Below are 1,424 nucleotides of genomic sequence, written 5' to 3'. Positions count from 1 at the left end.
CCCTCTCCAAAAACAATCAGATTCTACCGTTGACAACATTCCCAAAACCGAATCCACATCAACAATTAACCCCACAGATATTATTAACCCAGAAATTCCTAATTATTCCCCTCTCCAAAAACAATCGGATTCCACAATTAATCCCACGGATAGTAGTGATTCCATGGATATTGTTACACCAGAAATTCCTAATTATACCCCCCTCCAAAAACAACCGGATTCCACAATTAATCCCACAAATATTGTTACACCGGAAATTCCTAATTATTCTCCCCTCCAAAAACAATCAGATTCCACAATTAATCCCACGGAAAGTAGTGATTCTACAGATATTGTTAACCCAGAAATTTCTAATTATTCCCCTCTCAAAAAACAATCGGATTCCACAATTAATTCTACAGACAGTAGTGATTCCACGGATATTGTTACACCAGAAATTTCTAATTATACCCCCCTCCAAAAACAACCGGATTCCACAATTAATCCCCCAGACAGTAGTGATTCCACAGATATTGCTACACCAGAAGTTTCTAATTATAACCCTCTCCAAAAACAATCGGATTCCACAATTAATCCCACGGATAGTAGTGATTCCATGGATATTGTTACACCAGAAATTCCTAATTATACCCCCCTCCAAAAACAACCGGATTCCACAATTAATCCCACAAATATTGTTACACCAGAAATTTCTAATTATACCCCCCTCCAAAAACAATCAGATTCCACAATTAATAATCCCCCAGACAGTAGTGATTCCACAAATATTGCTAACCCAGAAATTTCTAATTATACCCCTCTCCAAAAACAATCGGATTCCACAATTAATCCCCCAGACAGTAGTGATTCCACAAATATTGCTACACCAGAAATTTCTAATTATACCCCTCTCCAAAAACAATCGGATTCCACAATTAATCCCCCAGACAGTAGTGATTCCACAAATATTGCTAACCCAGAAATTCCTAATTATTCCCCTCTCCAAAAACAATCGGATTCCACAATTAATCCCACAAATATTGTTACACCGGAAATTCCTAATTATTCTCCCCTCCAAAAACAATCAGATTCCACAATTAATCCCACGGAAAGTAGTGATTCTACAGATATTGTTAACCCAGAAATTTCTAATTATTCCCCTCTCAAAAAACAATCGGATTCCACAATTAATTCTACAGACAGTAGTGATTCCACAAATATTGTTACACCAGAAATTTCTAATTATACCCCCCTCCAAAAACAACCGGATTCCACAATTAATCCCCCAGACAGTAGTGATTCCACAGATATTGCTACACCAGAAGTTTCTAATTATAACCCTCTCCAAAAACAATCGGATTCCACAATTAATCCCACGGATAGTAGTGATTCCACAAATATTGCTACACCAGAAATTCCTAATTATACCCCCCTCCAAAAACAAC

Annotated in this window: 1 protein-coding gene; it reads left to right on the top strand. The window is 37.2% G+C overall.

Features of this window, described 5'->3' with window-relative positions:
* On the top strand, positions 1 to 1,424 hold a 1,424-nt coding region (locus PL9631_RS17000; RefSeq protein ID WP_197046404.1), incomplete at both ends, for a Rad2 family DNA repair protein.

Origin of the sequence: Planktothrix paucivesiculata PCC 9631 (genome assembly GCF_900009265.2) — a bacterium.
GTDB lineage: Bacteria > Cyanobacteriota > Cyanobacteriia > Cyanobacteriales > Microcoleaceae > Planktothrix > Planktothrix paucivesiculata.
Note: the sequence above shows the minus strand (reverse complement) of the source record. Positions and strands in the feature narration are given on the sequence as shown.